Here is a 23,268-nt window from a genome sequence, read left to right as displayed (position 1 = left end):
GTCGGACGGCAAACGATAAGACATCACCATCATAGGAATCAAGGAGCGTTGATATGGGCATGAAGGTTCTGGTCATTGGTTCGGGCGCACGCGAGCACGCGATCGCGCACACCCTGCTTCGCGGCGACAGCGTGCAGGAGGTGACCGTCGCACCAGGCAATCCCGGCATGGAGGCCGACGGCATCCGGACCACGCGGCTGAGCCCTGCGAACCACGCGGCGCTTATCGACTTCGTCAAGGACAACCAATACGACTGGGTGTTCGTCGGCCCTGAAGTGCCGCTGATCGAAGGCATCGTCGACGATTTCGCCGCCGCCGGCATCAAGGCCTTCGGCCCTGACAAGGCCGCCGCGCAGATCGAAGGCTCGAAGGATTTCGCCAAGCAGCTCATGGAGCGCCACGGCATTCCGACGGCCGCCTATCAGGTCTTCACCGATTTGGAAAGCTCGCAGCGCTATGTGCGCGAGCATGGCGCCCCCATCGTCGTCAAGGCCGACGGCCTGGCTGCGGGCAAGGGCGTGACCGTGGCTATGGACGAGGACACTGCGTTGCGGGCGCTGGACGACATCTTCGTCGATCATCGCTTCGGCCAGGCGGGCGCCAAGGTCGTGATCGAGGACTTCCTGGAAGGACAGGAGTTCTCGCTGATGTGCTTCGCGAGCGGCACTGATTTCTGGCCGATGCCCATCTCGCAGGACCACAAGCGCGCCTATGACGGCGACAAGGGCCCGAATACGGGCGGCATGGGCGCGTACAGCCCCGTTCCGCAGATCGGCCAAGACGTCATCGATGAAGCCATCAACGCCATCATCCGCCCGACCTTGGCGGCTATGAGCGAAGAGGGCACGCCGTTCACAGGCATCCTGTACGCCGGCCTGATCGCCACGGCTGACGGTCCGAAGGTCATCGAGTTCAACGCGCGCTTCGGCGACCCCGAAACCGAGGTCATCCTCCCCCGGCTCACCTCGGACCTGGGAGCCGGCATCAGCGCGATGCTCAACGGCGAAACGCCGCGGTTCGACTGGGCCCATGACAACGCCACCGTAGGCGTCATCCTGGCTTCGAACGGCTACCCGGATGCGACCGTCACCGGAGCTGCGATTCCAGTAATTCCCGACAGCGACAATATCCATGTCTTCTACGCAGGAGTCAGGAACGCGGACGGGCAGTCCGATTCCGCGGATTCGCCCATATCCAACCTGGTCTCTGATTCCGGCCGCGTCCTGCTGGTGGAATCCACCGCCGGCGACATCGCCTCCGCGCAGCAACAGGTCTACGAACTGCTGGACTCGCTGGATACCACTGGCATGTTCTACCGCCACGACATCGGCGCGAAGGCGTTGAACCGCTAGGTCGCTGCGCCTGCGACCGTTGCAGCGACCGCAGCCGCTCACGCACCCCTGACACGCTGCGATCCCAGCGCATTGCACTCCAGAATTCCGATACGCTGTCTCTGACGCCCCATTGACCGGCCCCTCCCATCGCGTTCCACCATCTTGCATCTCCGCAGTCTTCCTTCGCACGAATTGTATGTGCTCATCCTGATGGATGAGCACATATCCGCTCGCGAAGGACTAGTATCAGCACTCGGTCGTATGTAATAATGCCATACCGGAGCTAACATGCCGGCGGCGGGAAGGGGCGTGATGAACGCTTTCATGCGCATACATCTGCTGACCGGCTGGCTGCCGATCTGCCTGTTCGCCATCACAGCCATCGGCTTTGTCGCCGTACTCCTGATGAAGCCTGCCAACGGAAGGCGCAAAGGCCTGCGGCGGGAATTCGCAGCGGCGCTGGCCGGAGCGGTTGGCGGATTCGTATTGATATGGCTGCTTTCCGACATTTGGCTGGTGTTCGGCGTCAGCCTCGGATGGCTGGTCATAACGGAAATCACCATAGCCATTGCGCTGATTTGCCTGCTCATCACAGCCATTGCCGATTCGCATCGCGCCAGGCGCATACTCGCCGCCGTGATGATACCTCTCATCATCGCAAGCTGCGCGCTGCAGGTCGATATGGTCTACGGCGAATACACCACCGTCGGTTCGCTGCTGAACGCGCCGACCTACCGGCATCTGGACGACAAAACCGTCGACGACCGCAACGGCACCATAAGCGTCGATGAATGGCGACAGTTGGTGAAAGACGGACATGCGCCCGCCATGCCCAAGCAAGGCGAGATCAATCAGGTCACGATTCCTCCCACGATTTCCGGATTCGCAGCCCGCACGACCGACGTCTACCTGCCTCCGGCTGCCTTGAGCAAGCGCCCGCCGAGACTGCCTGTGATGATCATGCTCGCCGGGCAGCCGGGCAGCCCCGACCGTTTCTTCGACGCCAGCCAGATCTCCGGCATGCTCGATGCCTATGCCTCCTCCCATCACGGATTGGCGCCTATCGTGGTCTCCCCCGACCAGAACGGGGCCGCGACCCATAATTCCCTATGCGCCGACACGCCGGTGTACGGCAATGCGGAGACCTATCTGACGGTGGACGTGACCAATTGGGTCAAGAAGAACCTGCCGGTCGCCGCAACCCCGAACCAGTGGCTTATCGGAGGCTTCTCCCAGGGCGGCACCTGCAGCACACAGCTGGGACCGGCTCATCCAGAGATATATGGCCATATCTTTGCCGCTGACGGAGAGCTCGAACCTACGGACCATACCAAAGCCGATACCATCGAACGCTACTTCGCCGGAAACGAGCATGCCTATGAGCGCCATGTGCCGACGCATATCATCGCGCGGCATGCGCCGAGCAAACAGACGCTGTTCTCCGTCGCGGGCTCATGGGATGTGGCCTCGCAGCGCAATCAGCTGGCAATAGGCAAGGCGGCCGTCAAGGCCGGCATGCAGGTCACGGCGGTGACAGCACTCAATTCGGGGCATGACTGGCATGCCGTCCAAGCCGGCTTGCGACCGACCCTGGAACGCTTCTGCAAGCAGACCGGCTTGGGAACGCAAGTCACCCCCCTGAGCGCATACGGCGATATCAAGGTGGTCGACCTCCAACCGATTCCGAAGGTCCTTGGCCGCACTGAAACCGAACGCGCTGCCGCGCACGGCACCGGCGCAGTCCGCCCCATCACGGATCGCATCGAGGCAGATCACGCCGAAACGCATGGCGATCCCACACATACCGCTGACAACCAAAGAGGACTGAGATGAACGACACTATCGCATCCAAACGTGCACCTAGGCATTACAGCTGGGCACCGCTGGTCGCCGATCTGCGCGCCTGGCTCTCCGATCATCTGTTCGCCGTCATCGTCACCGGCCTGTTCGTCATCGCCAATATCGTGCGCTGGATATGGCTTGCCGTGCGTCATATCAGCGCTGCGGCTACGACGCCATCGCTTAGCATCATGCGTCTCCTGAGCGGGCCAAGACCAGGCGCTTCTCAGCCAGGCGGCGGATCGCCTGAGCCGCAGAGCCTGCTGTTCGTCCAGTTCACGCATCTGCTCGAATCCGCATTCTTCGTGCATGCCCCGGTCGCGCTGCTGCTTTTTGCGGCGCTGCTGCTCGGCGGCATAGGATTCGCCCAATCCCGCTTCGGCGTGGCGAGAACGGCGATGCTGCTGGTGGTCAATACCATAGCGGGGATTGCGCTTGGCCTAGCCCTGTGCGTAGTCATCAACCGGCCGTTTGTGGACTGGATCTGGCTGCGACGCGTCGCGGTCACGCTTTCGCCCTTCATTCTGGTGGCCGGGGTGATCATGGCGGCAAGCGCCTTCACCTCGGCACTGTGGAGGCGCCGAATCACGCTGTTGTGCTATGCCTTCGTCAGCGCAGGACTGCTTTTCAGCGGCAATCCCGGCGATTACTGCACGCTGGCGGTGGTGATGCTAGGGCACGTCACCGGGCGGATTCTGCGTCGATACGACCGGCGCACCGCCCAGTCCATGTCCCCGGCCGAGCATGCCGACGACGACACTCGCACCCAGTGGTGGCGCGGCACGGACTACGAGATGCGCAGGCTGCTGGCGGCAATACAGCTCATTCTGGCCGTTGGACCGGTTCTGGCCATCACCTCGCACGTCCACGCCGGCATTCTGACCGATCTGGGACTGTTCATGAGCGACGGCTTCGACAACACCACGCTGATGAACGTCTGCGACGGACGGCACTCGGCGAGCAACTGCATCGCCTTGGCCGGCGTGCATCATGCGGCGTTGCTGGTCTTATGGATCAGAGTGCTGCTGCCCGTCGCCGCACTGGCGACCGTGGCTTGGGGATTGTATCGCGGAAGAAAGCTCGCCGCCTGGACCAGCATCCTGTTCAACACCGCGACGGCCCTATTCGCGCTCATCGACTATCTGGTGTTCCCACTGGTGCTCAATCTCGCCGACGATACGGCGAGGCACCACTATGCGCTGATGCCGGACTTCATCGTCACCACGCTGCCGCCGCTGATTCTGGCCATCGCAATCGCACGCAATCTGGCTCACTTCCCCGTGGCGACGCCAAGACGCCGAATCATACGTGGCTGCGCTGCTGTCGCCGCAGGCACCATCGCTGCAGGACTCGTATACATCTTCGCTGGCGCATCGCATCCTCATGACTTCACTCCCAAGGCCAGGCTTTCGACGCTGCTGTTGGATATCCTGCACCGGTTCCTGCCGGTGGGATTCGCCGGGCGCGTCTCTCCGACCCTTCATCCCCGCACTCCGGCGATGAGCCTGCTTGCGCAGCTCTTGGCGGTCGCGTTCTGGCTGATCATGCTCGTGGTGTTCCTCCTGTGGTTTCGTGATTCCACTGACTCCTCAGGCCACGGCAGGAAGGCCGCCGGCACTCTGGTCGAGCAGGATGGCGAGTCGATGAGCTTCATGACCACCTGGGAAGGCAACGAATACTGGTTCTCCGCCAGCGGACGCAACGCCATCGCCTACCGCGTGCTCCATGGCGTGGCATTGACAGTAACCGGGCCTTTTGGCGACCCGAGCGAATATGCCTCCTCGCTGCGCGAGTTCATTCGCTTCTGCTACAGCCGCTCATGGTCTCCGGCCTTCTACGCCGTGCACGAGGAGATGCGCGCGCAGTTGGAGACTCTCGGGTGCTCCTGCATGAACGTGGGCACCGAGATGATCGTGATCCCCCGGCAGTGGCAGACCAAGGGCAAGAAATGGCAGGACATCCGCACCGCCATCAATAAGGCGAAACGCGGCGGCATCACCGACGTGCTCACGACCTTCGATGGCGCGGGATGGTCGATCCAGCAGCAGATCATCGACATCTCCGAACAGTGGGCGCAGCTCAAGGCGCTGCCCGAGATGAAGTTCACGCTGGGCGGCGTCGAAGAGCTGCGCGACGAACGGGTTGCACTGCTCTATGCGATTGATGCCGATGGCGTGGTGCAGGGCGTCACCAGTTGGATGCCGACCTACCGAGGTGGTCGCGTCGTCGGCTGGACGCTGGATTTCATGCGCCATCGCACCGATTCCCCTAACGGCATCATGGAGTTCCTCATCGCGCGCATGGCCGAGCGGCTGCGCGACGAGGGCGAGGCCGACCCGGAGCACGCCGTGGAGTTCATGAGCCTGTCCGCGGCCCCTTTGGCCGGATTGGGCGGCGATGGCACGCAGGGCACGGCTGACGCGGAAGTCATCGAGCATGCGATGCAGATCGTCGCCGACATGCTGGAACCGGCTTATGGATTCAAGTCGCTGTTCTTCTTCAAGCGCAAGTTCCAGCCTGAAGAGGCGCCAATCTATTTGTGCTATCCGGACCCCGCCAAACTCGCGCAGATCGGACTCGCCGTAGTCAGCGCCTATGTGCCCGAACTCAAGGCCTCGCAGATCGCCGAGATGCTCAGAACGATGCGGGCCTAGAGATCATTCGACTCCCGCTCCGGGTTCTCCTGGCACTCGGGGCATAGTCCAAATACTTCAAGCGTATGCGAGCTGACCGTGTAGCCGTGCTCCTGCGCCACTCTGCGCAGCCATTGCTCGTCCGGCGGATCGATTTCCACGGTTCTGCCGCACTGCTCGCATACCAGATGATGATGATGCCCGCGCTCGTCGCAGATGCGGAACATCTGCTGTTCGTTGAGGCGAATCGTGTCCGCCCTCCCGTTGGCAGCAAGACCGTTGAGCTGGCGGTAGACGGTGGCGAGCCCGATGCGCTCCCCCTGCTCGGCGAGCTGGCGGTGCAAATCCTGCGCGGAGACGAAGTCCTCGCACCCGCGCAATGCCTGCAGCACGGCATCCTTCTGCTTGGTGTGCCGTTCCACCGGTTTTCTCACAGCCATCGCCACGCCGCCATCTCCTCGTATATCGTCATCGCATCACACTTCATCAACACGTCGCCTCATTCGAAGCCGCCGGTTATAGCGGATTCTAGTCGTTCAGATCGTTCCAGCAACCGGTTTCTTCCAGAGCGTCAACCGTCGCCGCCGTATTGTCGGTCAGAACCGTAATATGCCCCATCTTGCGATCGTGTTTGATTTCGGCCTTGCCGTAATCATGGACGTTCCACTCGGGATGCTCTGCAATCAGCGCACGCGTGGGGGCGACGTGCTGGCCGAGCACGTTGACCATGACCGCAGGGCTGAGCAGTCGCGGCTGTTCGAGCGGCCAGCCGACGATGCCACGGACATGCGCATCGAACTGGTCGAGCGAGCAGGCCTCGATCGTGTAATGGCCGGAATTATGCGGCCTCGGCGCCAGTTCGTTGACCACCACGCGGCCGTCCTTGGTGATGAACAGCTCGATGGCCAGCGTTCCCGCCAGCTCGAAGCCCTTCGCCAGTCGCACGGCGAGCTCATGCGCCTCGCGCTCGATGCGCGGCTCGACTTGCGCCGGGGCGATCGTCAGATGCAGGATGTTGTTCCGATGCTCATTGTGCACGATCGGGAAAGTCACCAAGTCCGTGCCGTTGCCCGACACCAGAATCGAAGCTTCGAAAGCGAAATCGACGAAGCCTTCGAGGATCGAGGCGGGGAAGCTTCCCTCCTCCTGCGCCCGGGCAAGCACGCGGTCCAAGTCGTCGTCGCCCCGCAGCACATCCTGGCCGTGGCCGTCATAGCCACCGCAGCGGGTTTTGAGCACTGCCGGGTAACCGATCTCCCGGATTGCCTCGCGCAAGCCACCGGCGTCGTCCACGGACTTCCATGGGGCCGTCGGCGTGCCATGATCGTTGATGAACTGCTTCTCATGCACGCGATCCTGCGTCACGCGCAGCAGATCGGTGCCCTGCGGCACTGCGGCCAAGTCGCGCACCTCATCGATGGCATCGGCGTCCACATTCTCGAACTCGTAGGTGAGCACGTCGCTGCGCTCAGCCAACTCATGAATTGCCGTTTTGTCGTCGTATTCGGCGACGATCTGGAAATCAGCCACCTGCGCGACCGGGCAGTCGGGCGTCGGGTCGAGCGTGCCCACGCGGAACCCGTGGTATTTGGCGGATATGGCCATCATCTGGCCGAGCTGGCCGCCGCCGATGATGCCGATGGTCGCGCCCGGCATCAGCTGGGAGATTTTCCCGTTCGTTTCCTCAGACAAGCTTGGCATTCGAGGCCTCCACCGAATCTTTGAGCTCTTCGCGGTAGTCGTGCAGCGCACCGGCCAGCCGCTCGTCATTCGTGCTCAGCATGCTCGCCGCGAGCAGGCCCGCGTTGCTGGCACCCGATTTGCCGATCGCCGTGGTCGCCACCGGGATGCCAGCCGGCATCTGGACGATGGAGAGCAGCGAGTCCCAGCCGGACAGCGCGTGCGATTGCACCGGCACGCCGATGACCGGCAGCGTGGTCTGCGCGGCGACCATGCCGGGCAAATGGGCGGCCCCGCCAGCTCCGGCGATGATGACCTTGAAGCCCTTGGCGCGGGCGCCGTTCGCGAACTCGGCCATCAATTCGGGCGTGCGGTGCGCGGATATCACCTGCTTGAAGTACGGCACATCGAAACGATCGAGGATGTCGCAGGCATGCTTCATCGTCTCCCAATCGCTCGCCGATCCCATGATCACCGCCACTTGCGGGGTGCGCTCTGGCATAAGGAACCTCCAAATCTACTGGTCACAACATGACCCACTGTACGCAACCGAACGGAAATAAGGCGTTACGGCTCACACTGTATCGATGCTACCGAAAAAAGTGTGAGTCAAACGACCAATACGAGTATTACCTTTGAACCGTATAAATGGTAGAGACTCAATACTCCGGCTCACAGAAATCGAACATGAGATGTTCATTTTTCCTCACACTTTTTCGGCCCAGTATAAAAAGTGCGAGTAAGGTACGGGAGGCAATCGCCTCCACGGAGCGTTACCGCACTAATTCGACGTGTTTGACGCCTTCCTTGTCGCTGCGCCGAAACAGCACGAAACGATGGCCGATGACCTGGACGAGCTCGGCTCCAAGACGCCCAGCCAAATCCTCCCCCGCCTCATGCGCGTCGACGGGGCAGCCATCCTGCACCACGCATTTGATGAGTTCATGGGAGTCGAGCGTCTCGGCGGCCTGCGCCGCCGAGGCCTCATTCACGCCGCCTTTACCGATCCACAGCAGCGGCTGCAGCGTGTTCGCCAGCGAGCGCAGCTGCTTGATTTGCTTCTTGTCTAATGTCATACGTCTCTCATCTCTCCAAGTCATTACCCCGGTGTTATAGAACCGGCATGATTCCAAATTCACGCATCTGCAAGCGGCAATCAGGCCGCCTATTCACGGAATATTGATTGTACTGCATCCCATGTCCGCGATGGATCGCACTTTATGTCATCGCCGAAAAGCGCGAGTCGGCACTCCGTTCACTATTGCGCGTCGCTGCGCCTGTCGGGTAGGTTCACCTCGCAGTAGTGGTCCAACGCCTGATTGAGTCGTGTGATGAGGCAATCGGGAGCGATCTGCGGGCGAAGATAGGCACGCAGCGAACGAATCAGCGCCTTCTCGCGCGCGTCGCAGCAGGAGGTGTCGAAGCACTCCCCGCTGTCATGAACATGCTGGCTGCTGTGATCATGCGAGTACAGATTCGGCGATATAATGCGCTCTTCGGCAAGTTCGTCGGTGGTGATCTCCACCTCGGTGCGCGTCACGCCCAAGCCGGAGCTCCGTGTGATACGGATATGGCGATGGCCCATCGACTCGCTCATGCCTGCTCCTTTTCCACAGCGCCTTCTACGGCTTGGTCGTCTACAGCTTGGTCGTCCGCAACGCGGCTCCCCACAGCGTGGCGGCTCATGACATCCACGATTGGCGAAGCATCGTTTCCCCCATTATGGCTGCTCTGGCCCACCTCTGGGTTCGCGGATGGTGAACTCGCCAGCCGCCCGCGCGTGCCGCCACTGCCGCCATACCCACGTTCGCTCGCATATGTCGCCAGTTCGCGTTTGAGCTGGTTGCGGGCGCGGTTGAGCCGGCTCATCACCGTGCCGATCTTGATGCCTTGCTCGTCGGCCACCTGCTGGTAGGACTTGCCGTCGATCGCCGTGTCGATGAACACCTGCCGACGTTCGGGGCTGAGCTTGTCGAAGGCTCTGAGGATCTCATCGGGGGCGAAGTTGTCGAGGTACTCCTGTTCGGCGGAGCGCAGGCCTTCCGAGGAATGCTCGGCGGCCGAATAGATGTCCCAGTCGTCGTATTCGCCGGTCGAATCGTTGGCGCGCTTCGGCCGGCGCTTCGCCTTCGCATACTGGTTGAAGTAGGCGTTGCGTTCGATCGTGATCATCCACGCCTCGAAATTGCTGCCTGGCTGGAAGCTGTCGAAGGCCTTGAACCCGCGCTCATAAGTGTCCTGCACCAGATCCTGCGCATCCTCGGGATTGTTGGTCAGCTTCATCGCCTGACGATACAGCGCATTGACGGCGGGCATGGCAAGTTCCTCGAAGCGCGCTCGCTTGTGCGCCATGGTCTCGGTCTGCTCGTTCGTCACGCACACCATTCTAGGCACCCGCTACGCGGCGTTTGACGGGGGCATGTCGGAGCTTGTGACACGCTGACGGATACGCCGCCTGCCGATTCGCCAGCGCGCTGCTTTGTCGGTTTGCTGGCGCACAATGGCTCTCATGACCGCTTCTTCTGACGCACTTGACGCCGCATTGTCGGCGGCCCCCGAGCAGAGCAAGGACACTGCGCTCCCCGATTCGCTGCTGCTCGGCTTCGACACCGAAACCACAGGAACCTACGCCGGCCGCGATGCCATCGTCTCCGCCACGCTGGTGCTGCGCGACCCGAGCGCCGGGTACGCGGGCGACACCGTGGGCGAATGGGTCATCAATCCGCATCGGCCGATGAATCCTCGTGCGAGCGCGGTGAACGGCTTCACCGACGAATTCCTGGCCGAGCACGGCGAAGAGCCTCAAGAGGCCATCGCGCGCATCGCGCAGCTCATCGAAACCGCGCAATCCAAGCGCATCCCGCTGCTGGCCTATAACGCGCCCTTCGATGTGCGCATGCTCGAAGGCGACCTGCGCCGCTGGAAGCTCACAACCTTGCCCAGCGGACTGCTCGTCGTGGACCCGCTGGTCATCGACCGGGCGATTTCGAAGCGCTCGGGCAAACGCACTTTGGAATACACGACCGAATACTATGGCGTCGACCCGCACGGCGACTTCCATGATGCCACCGCCGACACCACCGCCGCCGTCGACCTCATCGCGCCGATCAGCACACTCTACCCGCAGGTCGGCCATCTCACGCTCGCGGAACTGATGGATTGGCAGCGCAACGCGCACGCCGCATGGCGCGACAATTTCAATGCCTGGCTGGAACGCAAGGGCCGCCAGCCCGTGCGCGATACCTGGCTGTAAGGGAGACTAGCCGAATGTCCGCAGACCGTTCCTCGTTATCCTCATCTTCATTACCTTCCTCCGCGTCGTCTTCCGCTGCATTGTCTTCGTCACGGCCTTCCTCGCCGGCGTCTGAACTGACTCCGGCCGCAGCCGTCGCCATACTGCAGCGGCACCACCTGCTGCACGAGATTATCCACGGCGAACGCTGGACCTTGGACGCCCAAGGGATTCCGGACGCCGACACGCCCTTCGACGCGGTTACCTATGACACGCGCGAGGTCAGGCCCGGCACGCTGCTGTTTATCAAAGGGCAGTTCCGCCCCGAATTCTTTGAAGCCATCCCCGCCCAGACGCTGCGCTGCTACGTGGCCGAAACCGACTACTCAGCCCACACCGATGCGCCTGGCATCATCGTGAGCAACGTGCAGCAGGCCATGAGCCTGCTTGCTGCGGAGTTCTACGACCGGCCGCAGGAGCGCATGACGCTGATCGGCATCACCGGCACCAAAGGCAAGACGACCACGGCGTATTTCGCGCATGCGATTCTGAGCGCCGCGTCGCATGGCAAGGCCGCCCTGTCCTCCTCGCTCGCCCGCTGCCTAGACGGGCAGCACTTCGAGCCTTCGCATCTGACAACGCCGGAATCGCTGAATCTGTTCCGCATGATGCATGAGGCTGCGGATCATGGCATGCGCTATTTCGTCACGGAGGTCTCGTCGCAGGCCTACAAGCGCAATCGCGTGTTCGGTCTGACCTTCGATGTCGGCGCATTCCTGAACATCAGCCCGGACCATATCAGCCCCATCGAGCACCCGACCTTCGAGGACTATTTCCATTGCAAGCGGCAACTGGTGGCCAACAGCCGCACGCTTGTGCTCGGCGCCGACTGCGACCATGCCGAGCTGCTGCGCGAGGATGCGGCCGCGCAAGGCATCGCCGTCACCTCGTTCGCGCTGCACGATCGGTCCGCTGGACTCTCGACGCCGGCCGATGTCGTGGCCGTGGATGACGACGCGAATCCCGGGGCATTCAGCGTGCTCGTCCACGGCGAACAGGTGCAAGATTTCCAGCTGTCTATGCGCGGCGAGTTCAACATCGCCAATGCCCTGGCGGCCATCACCATCGCGCTCGAAGCTGGAGTGAGTCCTAGCAGCACGGCGCTGCAGGCCGTCAATGGCGTGCAGGTGCCGGGGCGCATGGAGCGCTTTGTCAGCAGCGACGGCATCGTCGCGTATGTCGATTTCGCGCATAACTATCTGAGCACCAAAACGCTGATCGACGAGGTTGAACGGCAATACGCCGGCCGCGACCCGCGCATCGTCGTGGTCGCCGGCTCCACTGGCGGCAAGGCGCTGGACCGGCGCGAGGGCATCGTCAAAGGCGCGCTGGGCCGGGCCGAATCCTTCGTGTTCACCACCGACGACCCGGACCGCGAGGACCCCGAGGAAATCGCCAGGCAGATGCGCTCCTATGTGACCGATCCGCAGGCCACGACGCGCATCGTCGTCGACCGCGAGCAGGCGGTCGGCGCTGCGCTGCAGGACGCCCGCGAGCACCCGGACCGGCTCAATATTCTCATGCTGATCGGCAAAGGCAACGAGACCGCCAATACCATCAACGGCAAGCCGGTCGCCTACCCCGGCGACGCTGCGGTGATCACTCGATTGTTCGCGCAATCGGCCGGCAACGCTGTCAACACCGTCAGCGACACCAGTGGCGTCATTGACGCCGACAATCGCTGAGCTAGCACTGAAACAGACACAAGAGCAAACACAAACACGGGGCCTGCACAGTAGCCGCACATGCAGCTACTGTGCAGTCAGCCGGCACGCGAGCGGCATGCGCGGCCCCCGAGGTAAGGTAACGGCATGAAGCAATTCCAACCGATTCTGCTGGGCAGCGACATCAATGCTTACGGCATGGCGCGAGCCTTCCATGAGGAATACGGGCTCGTATCCACGGCGTTCGCGCATTTCCAGCTCTCGCCGACCAAGTTCAGTCATATTCTCGACATGCATATCGTCCCCGGTTTTGGCGAGCCGGAAACCTTCCGCGCCACCTTGCTGGATTACGGCAGGCGCATGAAGGAGCAACGCCCGGACACGACGCTGCTGGTGATACCGTGCGGCGACCTCTACGCGAATCTGCTGAGCCAATGCGGCAGCGAACTGCACGAATACTTCGTCTTCAACACGCTCGACCAGGCGCTCAACCGACGGCTGAGCCTCAAATCGAGCTTCTACGAGACCTGCGAGCAATACGAGCTGCCGCATCCGGCCACGAAGGTCGTGTCCGCCGAAGGCATGTCGCGCGGCGACTATCGCGAGCTGCCCTTCGATTACCCGGTCGCCATGAAGCCTGCGGATAGCGCGCTGTGGCTCGATATCGACTTCCCCGGCCGCAAGAAGGCCTTCGTCATCAACGATCCGGACGAGCTCGACACGCTGATTCGGCGGTCCTACGAGGCCGGATACACCGGCGACATGATCATCCAGGACTTCATCCCCGGCGACGACAGCCGCATGCGCGTGCTCAATGCGTACGTCGACCAGCATCACCGCGTGCGCATGATGTTCCTCGGCCACCCGCTGCTCGAAGACCCCACGCCCGAAGCCGTGGGCAACTATGCGGCCATCATCCCCGACTACAACGAGCCTATCATGCTGCTCATCAAGGATTTCCTTGAGGACATCGGCTATCAGGGCGTCGCGAACTTCGATATGAAATACGACGAGCGCGACGGCGAGTACAAGCTCTTCGAGATCAATCTGCGGCAGGGCCGCAGCAGCTACTTCGTCACGCTCAACGGCTGCAATCTGGCGCGCTACTTCGTCGAGGACCTAGTCGAGGACACCGCCTTCGATGCTCAGCCGCTGCTCGCGCACGGCTCGAAGCTCTGGATGGAGATACCCCGCTCGATCTTCCGCGATTACGTGCGCGACAGCGAGGACAAACGGCGCGGACTTGTGATGATCAAGCGCGGCGACTGGGGCACGACCCTCGAATACCGCAAGGATATGAACCCGACGCGCTGGCTGATGATCCGCCACATGTTCTCGATCTACAAGAAGCGCTACGCGCAGTACTTCAGCCATAAGGAGGACCTAGCATGAGACGTCCCTTCTTCGCCGTGCTCGGCGGCATGGGCACGCTCGCCACGGAAAGCTACATCCGCCTGGTCGATCAGCTCACGCACGCGCATACCGATCAGGAATATCTGGACTACGTGGTGTTCAACGACGCTGGCGTGCCGGACCGCACCGCCTTCATCATGGGAGAGAGCGACGAAAGCCCCGTGCCCGCGCTGTTCGACGACATCGACAAGGCCAACGCAATCGGCGCCAGCTTCATCACGCTGCCGTGCAACACGGAGCACTATTTCTTCGATGAGCTGCAGTCGCGCGCCAGCGTGCCGATTCTGCACATGCCCAAGCTCGCCGTGGCGCACATGGTGCAGCGCTACCCCGTGCGCGACCATCCGCGTGTGGGCTTCATGGGCACGCGCGGTTCCTGCTCTGCGGGCATCTACCGCGGCGAAGTGGAGTCGGCCGGATACGCCTATGTCAAGCCGCATGAGGACTTGCAGCAGCGCATCGACACGCTGATCTACACGCAGGTCAAAGGCGGGCTGCCGCTGAGCAAGCCGCTGTATCGCGGCGTCATCGACGAGTTTCTCGACGCGAGTGGACCATACCGCTGCAACGCGGTCATCCTGGGATGTACCGAGCTCTCCGTGTTTAATGAGGCGTTCCCGCTGCCCGAGCTGCCCATCATCGACGCGCAGGAAGTGCTGGCCGAAGAGACCGTGGCAAGAGCCAAGGCGCTGCTGTAGCTGCTACACTGGCGAACACTGGAAAGACTGGCAACACTGGAAAACACTGGACCGGCAGGGAGGCGATATGGCTATGCATATTGAAGACTTGCAATCCGGTGAATCCAAGAACCTTGAGTTCAAGATTGCCGTGCCGGCTCGCAGCATCAATTACACCAAAACGGCGCCCGCCTTCGCCAACGGCCAAGGCGGGCGCATCTTGTTCGGCATCGAAGACAAGACGCTTCGCGTGGCCGGAATTCCTGACAGCACAGTGTTTTCGGTCATGGACTCCATCTCCAACGCGATTGCAGACAGCTGCGAGCCGCTCATCATCCCGGACATCGCCATGCAGACCTTGGATGGCAAAACCGTCATCGTCGCCACCATCATGCCGGGGCCGCAACGGCCGTATTACATCAAGTCGTTAGGCCGAGACCAAGGCACCTTCGTGCGCGTGTCCGGCACCACGAGGCTGGCCGACGCCCCTACCATCAAGGAACTCATGTTCGAAGGCAGCAACCGCAGCTTCGACAAGGAGCCCTGCCTCGACCTGTCCATCACCGAGTATGACATCACGGCGCTGTGCGCATCGCTGACGGATGCCGCCCGAAGCAACGCCGACGATCCCGAAAAGGTAAGGCCGGTAACATCGCAGCAGCTCAGGTCATGGGGCGTGCTCGCAGAGCGTCATGGAGTCCTTGTCGCGACGAACGCCTATGCGATCCTTTCCGGCAGCGAACCGCTGAATTTCGCCGTGCAATGCGGCGTGTTCAAAGGCGATACGAAGGCGATTTTCGTGGATCGCCGCACCTTCACCGGCTCTCCTCAGGAGTTGATCGAGCAGGCCTATCAATACGTGCTCAGAAACATCCATTTGGGGGCGCGATTCCAAGGCGTGTATCGCAAGGATGTCTATGAAATCCCGCCGGATGCGATTCGCGAGCTGATTGTCAACGCGCTCGTTCATCGCAGCTATATCGACCATTCCAGCGTGCAGGTCGCCATCTACGACAACCGCTTGGAAATCACTTCGCCGGGCCGTCTGCCGCTCGGCCAGACCATCGAAAAGATGAAGCAGGGATATTCCAAAATCCGCAACGGGGCTCTGGCCACGGCATTCGAATACATGGGCTTCATCGAGCATTGGGGCAGCGGCATCCCCCGCATCCTCACGCAAGTCCAGGACGCAGGGCTCGCGACACCCGAATTCCTCGGCGGCGACACTGAACTGCGTATCAACATCTATCGGCAGCCGGAGCAGGGTGGTGATGAGGACGGTGCGGGATTAGTGCGGGATGCTGATGAAAAGTTCGCGACGAGTGCGCGAGAAGTGCGCGATAGCGATGAAGAGCGCACGCAAAGTGCGCGATAAGTGCGCGATTCTGAAAATGATGCCATCAAACCGCAACTTTTGACTGATCAGCAACGCGCCGTCATTGATCTGCTGCATCGGCAATCACATATCAGTACCTCTGATGTGATTCGGAGTCTGGGCACACGCCGCCGCCGTGCACAAGACGTGCTCAGAGAACTTTTTGAACTCGGTTTAATTCAAAGAGTCGGAGCTGGTCCGAACACACGGTACGTACTTCCCGGCGCTCTCGGCAAGAAGCCTACCGACGATGAACGCTGAAAAAGTAAGAATATAAAACAATTACACAAACAGCCGCGCGGCGTTTTCGGCGGTTCTCGACAGATTGGCCTGCGCCTGTTCCGGAGTGATGGCTTCTTCGAGCGTGCATGCGCCGGGCAGGATGCCGAAGATGGCGTCGATGCCCGAATCGTAGAGTTGTTCGATTCCTTTGCCGACGTTGCCGGCCAGCGCGACTATCGTGCAGTCTAACGCAACCTCTTTCACCGCCTGTGCCACACCGACTGGCGTTTTGCCGTAGCGCGTCTGGAAGTCGATACCGCCTTCGCCGGTGATACAGTACTGCGCTCCGACAGCCTTGGATTTCAGCCCAGTGGCGTCCACGACGAGGCCCACACCGGACCGCATCGTAGCATTCGTGAAAGCGAGGAATCCGGCACCCAGTCCTCCGGCGGCACCCGCGCCTGGAAGCTGCTCGACATCGCGCCCGGTCCGCTCGCGGATTATGCGCGCATAATGAGCCAGACTTGCATCCAGCCGTTCGACCATCTCTGGCGTGGCACCTTTCTGCGGACCGAAAACATGCGAGGCCCCGCGTTCGCCGGTGAGCGGATTGGTCACGTCGGAAGCCAAATCGATGGTGATTTCGCTGAGTCTTGGATCAATATGCGAGCAATCGATGGTCTTGAGATTGGCGAGCGCCGCCCCACCATAAAGCAACGGATTACCTTCGCCGTCCAGCAAGCGAACACCCAGCGCCTGAGCCATGCCCGCCCCGCCATCGTTGGTAGCGCTGCCGCCGAGCCCGATGATGAGCGTATCGACGCCGTGGTCGAACGCGTCGAGCATCAGCTCCCCTGAGCCATAGGTCGTTGCAGTCAGCGGATTTCTGGTCTGCGCGTCGACGAACTGGATGCCGCTGGCGGCGGCCATCTCAATTACGCCCGTGTGCCCGTCGCCGAGCAACCCATAGGCGGCGTCGACGGGATTGCCAAGCGGCCCGGTCACCCGTGCGCTGACGATTCGCCCACCAGTCGCGTCAACCAGGGACTGCACGGTGCCTTCGCCGCCATCAGCCATAGGTATCATGACGCATTCGGCGCCAGGCTGCGCACGAAGCACGCCTAGCCTGATAGCCTCAGCCGCCTGCCGCGCAGTGAGCGACCCCTTGAACGAGTCAGGAGCAATAACGATTTTCATGCTCGTTCCCTTCCGTCGTGCTGCTGCAAACAAATCAGAACCTCAGCACTAGTGCATTATGTATGTCCTGCGGTTGTACGTCACGATTCCCGCATAATTACGAGGGCTATGCGGGAATCGTGACGTTTCCGCACAGTTTTACATCACAATGCTCGCACAAGGGTCGCGTTAGTGCGGGAGTTGTGACGTAAAATCGCCCGCATACATCACAACCCCCGCATATGCCTTATCATCATGCGAGCGTTGTGGCGTATCAGGCCAAAGCCGAGCCGTCCGCCAGATACACACCACATGCCTATAAACGCATAGTTCCAAACCGAATAACAGATGTTGATTCATAAACGGTTGTATACACACAAGAAAAGCAGGACCAAGTCTCAACCTAGCCCTGCTTTTGTCTATTACATGGTCGTTAAATAGACAGTCATTCTTTTATTTGTTTATTGACAGTGGCGGTTGTTTGGATATATCTTCTGGATTATTGTTACCGGGTTGCTTGATCATAATGTACCAATCCCCTGTTGATGGCGCCGATAAGGACGGCATCCACCGTTCTTCGCCTACTAGGCTTATCTTTTCTGACTCCGTCTGATCTTTATAGCATTCCTCCCATATCTTCACGGATGTTGTAACCGTGACGAACCCCCATACCGAGCCGAAGAGCGTGCTGAACTCGTCTATATGGCCCGATGAGACGATGATGGTGAATAGAATCAGGAAGATGAGCGTCATAAGTGGAGCCGAGGCCATACGCTCCAGCCATCTATGACTCGGATCTTTGAAGGGGCGCGGCTTCCTTCGGTAGTACCAGTCGTCGCGAGTCAGTATCGCTACATTGTTCAGTAATGCCCAGAACATGATTGCGGCAAACTGCAATAGACTCAGTTGGGGATCAGGATGCTTTTGTCCTAGCCTTCGCTGCACAGCCAGGCAAAAGAATATAAGATCATACGCAATAGCCAGTAGATATAAGAGCCGATATAGGAAATGCCCGCACAACAGCCAAGCCATCTTTCCTGTTGTGCTATTGACAGGCCGAAATATAATCAACATGACCCCGATTGCGTTTACCCACCCAAGCACCGTTACAGGCTACCCCTGCGTACTGGGAAAGGGCGTTATCGCTATCAAGGAAATGAAGCAGATGACCATAAGGACTACGCCAAGAACCAGAGACCGATTCCACCAAGGGGTGAGCCGGGTTTTTAGGTCATTCCAAATACACTTCATTACTTCGCCGATCGCCTCCTTCGCGCACACAATTGCTTGGGCTGTTGAATTGTCATAATCTTGGGACACCCTTTCACTTTCAACCGCTATTGATTCTCTCTCTTCTGTGATTGCACTTGTTCGTGGAATACGGTTATGCCTTTGCTGGGGATGCCTCCGCAGCCTGCAGCCAGGCGTTATCGTTATTATCTGTACAGTCATCACACGAAGTCGAAGCAGCACCGTCCGACATGCCCAAAACTACCCCACACCTCGATACAAATTCCACCCAGCAAAAACATACGTAAGACTCAGCAAACCAACCACCCGGCTCAGCGTCGCCTTTTGCACGCTAGCTCGACTCCGCCGTACAAAACGCAACGTTGCAACGGCCAATTTCGTAACGTTTCGTACGCCAGCGTCAAGTTAGCGTATAAAAGGCGACGCTTGCACACACAACCACCACAACCCCCGCACTAACTCGCACCTCATGCGGGCCTTGTGCCGTATAACCCCCATACTTAGACACCTGATTTATCGGAGTATGTCAGTGCCTGTCAGAGTGCCGAATCGTTAAGCGGACAGCCCTGTGGGCTGTCCGTAGCTGAGGTGAGCGGCCGCCAAGGCCACGAAGCCCATCTGCAGCGCCATTAACCCGCAACGCCATCACCCCGATGCTCAAGCTTCTGACTCATGACGGCTGTCACTCCATCAGCACGCATGGTGATGCCATACAACGCATCGGCGATGCTCACGGTGCGCTGCTGCTGAGCCGTTAAGCGGACAACGCAGTGCGTTGTCCGTAGGCGAGGTGAGCCGCCACTAAGGCGGCGAAGCCCATCTGCAGCGCCATCACCGCGCACTGCTACCACTCGTATGTTCTAGACGCTGACTCATGACCGCTGTAACCCCATCAGCACGCATAGTGATGCCATATAAGGCATCCGCAATCGACATAGTGCGCTGCTGATGGGTAATAACAATCAGCTGGGCGTGCTCGCGCAGGTCTTCGAAGGCGTGGAGCAGACGGGTGAGGTTGATGTCGTCGAGCGCGGCTTCGACTTCGTCCATGACATAGAAGGGGCTGGGGCGGGCTGTGAAAATGGCGAAGAGCAGCGCCAGCGCAGTCAGCGAGCGTTCGCCGCCCGAGAGCAGGCTGAGCTGCTTGACGCGCTTGCCGGCCGGACTGGCCTCCACGATCACGCCGGTGGCGAGCATGTCGTCCGGGTTCTCCAATCGCAAGCGACCGGTGCCACCGGGGAAGAGCGTGGCGAAGACCTTGGCAAAGGCCTGAGCAGTATCGGCGAAAGCGTTCGCAAACACCTGGGTCATGGTGGCGTCGAGATCCTTGATGAGCTGCATGAGGTCGTCGCGGCTTTTGGCCACGTCATTGCGCTGATCGTTGAGATACTGGTTACGCTCCTGCAGCGAATCGTATTCCTCGGTGGCCAGCGGGTTCACTTTGCCGAGCGCCTTGAGGTCGCGGCGGGCCTTGTCTAGCCGTTTGATTTGCTCCTCGCGCACGTAGGGCACGATTTGGTAGCGTTGCGACACTGCAGCATCGTTGCCATCATTTCGCCGATGATTAATGCTTTGCCCGTCGCCATCAGATTCAGCATCCGTTATGCGGGCATTGCCCTGTTCACCGCCACCAGATTCAATGCTGCCCCCACGCCCGCCGCCAGTTCCGGCAACGGCCTTATCCTCGCCTTCCACATCAATTTCAGCAGCCTCGCCGTCAAGCGGAACAGGCTGCCCCTCGTCGTCAAGCACGGGAACCGGTTGCTCGGGACCATACCCGGACACCAGCTCATCCACGCTCATGCCTAGCTCGTCGGAAATCTTCTGCGTTAGCTGCCCATGATTCGCTGCCAACCGCTCGCGGTCGACATCCAACGAGTGCTCGCGCTGCTGCAATTCGTTCACCTGTGGTTCGAGCGCATTGCGTTGGGATCGCAACGATTTGAGCTCGTCGTCATGGCTGGATGCCGCACGCTGCAGCTCCTCGCGTTTGGCGGCGACGGCATCCAAATCACGATGCACGAGCTGCGCCACAGCGAGCGCATCAGCCGCTACCTGCTCGACCTTTGCCGCCTGCTGACGGCGTGTTCCATTCAGCGCCTCCAACCGGGCACGCCTGGCAACCGCCTCCTTGGCGTTGTCATGCAGCAGACCGGCCTGCCGCTGCAGCGATTCGCTTTTGCGCGTCGCCTCGTTCCATGCGAGCTTCGCAGTGATTTCGTGCTCGTGAGAGGCGGTCAGCCGCGCTTCAAGTTCATGCTCACGGTCGGCAAGCTCATCGAAATCATCCTGCCCATCTGTCGACTCCTGCGCCTGCGCCAACGCGCGGCCCAAGTCGGCAAGCTTGAGCTCATGCGCCTCGCCGTCTTCTGCGGCAGCGGAGCGCTTGGTTTCAATGCCGTTCAGCTGCCGCGTCAACGCCTCTACCCGCTGCCGCGCGGCGTGTAGCGATTGCTGCGCCTGCTGCGCTCTAAGCCTTGCCTCGGTGCGCTGCTGCACCGCCGCGTCAACAGCAAGCCGAGCCTCATCGCGACTCTCCTGAGCACCGTCCACCTTGCCTTGAAGCTGCGAAAGCTGCTCCCGCAAAGCATGCACCTGCCCCAATGCTTTGTCGCGGCGCGCCGCCAGCGACAAATCGCTTTGCGAGAGCGACGATCCGCCAATCGCACCAACACGATTGATGACCTCGCCGTCACGCGTCACCGCCTGCCGCCACGAACCGCCCTGCACCGCCTGCGCCGCATCCTCGCGGCTTTCCACAACGCACACATCGGCCAGCAACGCACGCACTGCAGCGGCCACGGCACGAATCTGCTGCTCGCCGTCATCTTGCGATGGATTGACCGACACCAGTGCGGCAGCTGAGCGTGCGGCACCGCGTGTTGGCGCGTCTTGCGGCTGTTCGTTCTCCGCGTCAATATCCACAGCATCAGTGCCTGCACGTGCCGCGCGGCCAGCATCAGCATCAGCCCCAGCGCCAGCATCGACCGTTGCCGCGCTGTCAATCGGCCGCAGCAGCACCGCCTTGCCCAGCTGCCGGTTCTTGGCGCGTTCCAAGGCTTGCAGCATCGCATCGGCATCGGGAACGACGATGGCGCTGGCGAATTCGTCCAAGGCGTGCGCGACGGCCTCCTCCCAGCCGTCGGCGACATGGATGAAGTCGGTGAGCCGGCCCAAAGCCGCGATATCGCCATCGCGTTCCAATGCGCCTGAGGCGTTGCGGCTGTCCAAAGTGTCGTTCAGTGCGTCGGCCTTGGCCTGCTGCGATATAATCTCGCCATTGACCTTGCGCAGCTTGTCTTCCTGCGCCGCCAACGATTCTTGGCATTGACGTAGTTGCTCACGGGCCGCGTCAAGCGCCTCGCCGCTGTCGTCACCGCCAATTTCGGCGGCTGACTTGTTCAGCTCGTCGTATTGCGCCTGCGCCGCGTCGCGCTGCGCGGCGATATCCGTGCGCTGTGCCATGAAATCGGCGGCGCGGGTATGCGCCAACTGCACAGCTGACTCTTCACGCGCCACCATCTCGCGCAGATTCGCCACGCGCGTCTCGCGCTGCCGGGCGTTGACACGCAGCTCGGCGAGCGTCTGGCGCAGCGAGGCGAGCTGCTTCTCGTCGCCGGCGCGTTCCTCAACCGCCTTGTCGTAGGCGAGCCGCGCCTCTTCGACGGCATGCTGCGAAGCCTGCGCCTGCCCATCAAGCTCGGCAGCACGATGTTCCAGCAGTTCCGGGTCCTCGCCGAAATTCGTCACGATCTGCGTCGTCAACGACCGCGCGCGCTCCTGCGCGATCTGCGCCAGCGACCGCAGCCGCTCCTCGATGCCCGCGAGCTCATGCCACGTCTGATTGGCTTTTGCTATGGCCGGACTCGCCGCCGAACCCAGCGCCTCGACCTGCTCGATACGCAGCCGAATCTGTGCAAGCTCGCGCTGCCGCTGCGTCAGCTCGCCGCGAATGCCGGTCAGTTCCATACGCAGCAATTCGCGCCGTTGCAACGATTCGAGCGCATCTTCGGCATAGATGCGCGATTGCGCATCGCGCAGCGAGACCTGAATGCTTTCGGCGCGACGCGAAATACGAGCCTGGCGCCCCAGAGGACCAAGCTGGCGATGAATCTCGTGCAGCAGATCGTCAAGCCGCGACAAATTGGCCTCGGTATTCGCCAATTTGCGCAAGGAACGTTCCTTGCGCTTGCGGTGCTTGAGAATGCCGGCAGCCTCTTCGATGAAGGCCCGATGCCCGCTCGGATCCGCACGCAGAATGGCGTCAAGTCGCCCCTGCCCTACGATCACATGCATCTGCTGGCCGAGGCCCGTGTCAGACAGCAGCTCCTGAATGTCGAGCAGACGACACGCCGTGCCGTTGATCGCATATTCCGAACCACCGTTACGGAAGATCGTACGGCTGATCGTCACCTCGGCGTAATCGATGTCGAGCACATGATCCGCATTGTCGATCGTGAGCGTCACCTGCGCACGCCCGAGCGGCGGCCGACTCGACGTGCCCGCGAAGATCACGTCCTCCATCGACGTGCCGCGCAGATTCTTCGCGCCCTGCTCCCCCATGACCCAGGTCAGTGCGTCGACGATATTCGACTTGCCGGAGCCGTTCGGGCCCACGACCGCCGTGATTCCCGGCTCGAAGCGCAGGGTGGTGGCGGAGGCGAAAGATTTGAACCCCCGCAGGGTCAGTTCTTTGAGGTACATGGCGCGGC

18 protein-coding genes are annotated in these 23,268 nt (G+C 61.0%); 9 read left to right on the top strand and 9 right to left on the bottom strand.

The features are described 5' to 3' along the window. The first annotated feature begins 53 nt into the window (after window positions 1-53). The 3 genes from purD to BISU_RS09620 all read left to right on the top strand — a co-directional run bounded on the left by purD (window position 54) and on the right by BISU_RS09620 (window position 5,827). The gene (gene purD / locus BISU_RS09630; RefSeq protein WP_024463497.1) at window positions 54-1,352 is read left to right on the top strand and encodes a phosphoribosylamine--glycine ligase; all 1,299 of its coding nucleotides are present in this window, start codon (window positions 54-56) and stop codon (window positions 1,350-1,352) included. Between the two features lie 294 nt (window positions 1,353-1,646). Then, window positions 1,647-3,167 (top strand): alpha/beta hydrolase, encoded by a 1,521-nt coding sequence (locus BISU_RS09625; RefSeq protein WP_024463498.1) that lies wholly within the window; start codon window positions 1,647-1,649, stop codon window positions 3,165-3,167. After that, entirely contained in the window at window positions 3,164-5,827 is a 2,664-nt protein-coding gene (locus BISU_RS09620; protein ID WP_024463499.1) for a bifunctional lysylphosphatidylglycerol flippase/synthetase MprF, read from the top strand. The genes BISU_RS09625 and BISU_RS09620 overlap by 4 nt, the downstream gene beginning before the upstream one ends. Here the strand turns inward: BISU_RS09620 and BISU_RS09615 are convergent. The 6 genes from BISU_RS09615 to BISU_RS09590 form a co-directional block, all read right to left on the bottom strand. Then, a complete protein-coding gene (locus BISU_RS09615; protein WP_152599192.1) occupies window positions 5,824-6,246 on the bottom strand; it encodes a Fur family transcriptional regulator in 423 nt (140 codons plus the stop codon). The two genes, BISU_RS09620 and BISU_RS09615, sit on opposite strands and share 4 nt — an antisense overlap. An 88-nt stretch (window positions 6,247-6,334) precedes the next feature. Next, the gene (gene purK, locus BISU_RS09610) at window positions 6,335-7,507 is read right to left on the bottom strand and encodes a 5-(carboxyamino)imidazole ribonucleotide synthase (protein WP_024463501.1); all 1,173 of its coding nucleotides are present in this window, start codon (window positions 7,505-7,507) and stop codon (window positions 6,335-6,337) included. Then, complete coding sequence (gene purE / locus BISU_RS09605) at window positions 7,491-7,988, bottom strand: 5-(carboxyamino)imidazole ribonucleotide mutase (protein ID WP_024463502.1); 498 nt, start codon at window positions 7,986-7,988, stop codon at window positions 7,491-7,493. The genes purK and purE overlap by 17 nt, the downstream gene beginning before the upstream one ends. A 271-nt stretch (window positions 7,989-8,259) precedes the next feature. Beyond that, window positions 8,260-8,562 carry a YhbY family RNA-binding protein gene (locus BISU_RS09600; protein ID WP_024463503.1) on the bottom strand — a complete coding sequence of 101 codons (303 nt, stop codon included), beginning with the start codon at window positions 8,560-8,562 and terminating at the stop codon, window positions 8,260-8,262. 182 nt (window positions 8,563-8,744) lie between these two features. Beyond that, a complete protein-coding gene (locus BISU_RS11720; protein WP_024463504.1) occupies window positions 8,745-9,083 on the bottom strand; it encodes a hypothetical protein in 339 nt (112 codons plus the stop codon). Then, window positions 9,080-9,838 (bottom strand): sigma-70 family RNA polymerase sigma factor, encoded by a 759-nt coding sequence (locus BISU_RS09590; protein ID WP_161787744.1) that lies wholly within the window; start codon window positions 9,836-9,838, stop codon window positions 9,080-9,082. The genes BISU_RS11720 and BISU_RS09590 overlap by 4 nt, the downstream gene beginning before the upstream one ends. Before the next feature lie 148 nt (window positions 9,839-9,986). Between BISU_RS09590 and BISU_RS09585 the strand changes: the two genes are divergently transcribed. The 6 genes from BISU_RS09585 to BISU_RS13245 all read left to right on the top strand — a co-directional run bounded on the left by BISU_RS09585 (window position 9,987) and on the right by BISU_RS13245 (window position 16,168). Continuing rightward, window positions 9,987-10,739 carry an exonuclease domain-containing protein gene (locus BISU_RS09585; RefSeq protein WP_051246068.1) on the top strand — a complete coding sequence of 251 codons (753 nt, stop codon included), beginning with the start codon at window positions 9,987-9,989 and terminating at the stop codon, window positions 10,737-10,739. 14 nt (window positions 10,740-10,753) lie between these two features. Then, on the top strand, window positions 10,754-12,463 hold the full coding sequence (locus BISU_RS09580; RefSeq protein WP_081672697.1) for a Mur ligase family protein: 1,710 nt from the start codon (window positions 10,754-10,756) through the stop codon (window positions 12,461-12,463). 126 nt (window positions 12,464-12,589) lie between these two features. Next, entirely contained in the window at window positions 12,590-13,834 is a 1,245-nt protein-coding gene (locus BISU_RS09575; protein ID WP_024463508.1) for a carboxylate--amine ligase, read from the top strand. Continuing rightward, window positions 13,831-14,553 (top strand): aspartate/glutamate racemase family protein, encoded by a 723-nt coding sequence (locus BISU_RS09570; RefSeq protein ID WP_024463509.1) that lies wholly within the window; start codon window positions 13,831-13,833, stop codon window positions 14,551-14,553. Before BISU_RS09575 ends, BISU_RS09570 begins: the two co-directional genes overlap by 4 nt. Window positions 14,554-14,620: 67 nt before the next feature. Continuing rightward, window positions 14,621-15,907, top strand: coding sequence for an ATP-binding protein (locus tag BISU_RS09565; RefSeq protein ID WP_226839150.1), 1,287 nt, complete (start codon window positions 14,621-14,623; stop codon window positions 15,905-15,907). Continuing rightward, window positions 15,908-16,168 carry a hypothetical protein gene (locus tag BISU_RS13245; RefSeq protein ID WP_152599185.1) on the top strand — a complete coding sequence of 87 codons (261 nt, stop codon included), beginning with the start codon at window positions 15,908-15,910 and terminating at the stop codon, window positions 16,166-16,168. 21 nt (window positions 16,169-16,189) lie between these two features. On the opposite strand, the gene BISU_RS09560 is transcribed toward BISU_RS13245, so the two are convergent. The 3 genes from BISU_RS09560 to BISU_RS09550 form a co-directional block, all read right to left on the bottom strand. After that, complete coding sequence (locus BISU_RS09560) at window positions 16,190-17,326, bottom strand: glycerate kinase (RefSeq protein WP_024463510.1); 1,137 nt, start codon at window positions 17,324-17,326, stop codon at window positions 16,190-16,192. Window positions 17,327-17,758: 432 nt separating this feature from the next. Then, a complete protein-coding gene (locus BISU_RS09555) occupies window positions 17,759-18,337 on the bottom strand; it encodes a hypothetical protein (protein ID WP_024463511.1) in 579 nt (192 codons plus the stop codon). 1,050 nt (window positions 18,338-19,387) lie between these two features. After that, window positions 19,388-23,260, bottom strand: a complete 3,873-nt coding sequence (locus BISU_RS09550; RefSeq protein WP_024463512.1) for an AAA family ATPase — start codon at window positions 23,258-23,260, stop codon at window positions 19,388-19,390. Window positions 23,261-23,268 lie beyond the last annotated feature (8 nt).

The organism is Bifidobacterium subtile (assembly GCF_000741775.1).
Classification (GTDB): Bacteria; Actinomycetota; Actinomycetes; order Actinomycetales; family Bifidobacteriaceae; genus Bifidobacterium; species Bifidobacterium subtile.
This window is presented reverse-complemented; position numbering and strand designations above follow the sequence as displayed.